The following is a 277-nucleotide window of genomic DNA, read 5'->3' as shown; positions in this document are numbered from 1 at the left end:
AATTTTACTGTAAATTTCAAAGAAATTAATGGCAAGATAACAATCAAAAATCCTAAGAAGAGCGCTAAACCTAAGGCAAACCAAAGTGAGAAAAATCCTCCAGCAATAATTAGAGCAATCGATAAACTTCCAGCAATTAAAACTGGAAATAATGTTCTCAAAAAGAGGTCTTGTAGATTTCCAATATCTTCATTAAGAACCCCCAATAAGTCACCTAAACGGTAACGATCTGCTAATGTAACGGCCGTTTTTTCCAGTCGCAAATAGAGTTTTTTTC

The 277-nt window shown here is 33.9% G+C and carries 1 pseudogene; it reads right to left on the bottom strand.

Going from position 1 to position 277, the window contains the following annotated elements:
- Window positions 1-277, bottom strand: a pseudogene (locus MN204_RS20565) (amino acid ABC transporter ATP-binding protein); the annotation flags it as partial.

The sequence above is a fragment of the Oceanobacillus saliphilus genome (assembly GCF_023522835.1).
GTDB classification, from domain to species: domain Bacteria; phylum Bacillota; class Bacilli; order Bacillales; family Amphibacillaceae; genus Oceanobacillus; species Oceanobacillus saliphilus.
This window is presented reverse-complemented; position numbering and strand designations above follow the sequence as displayed.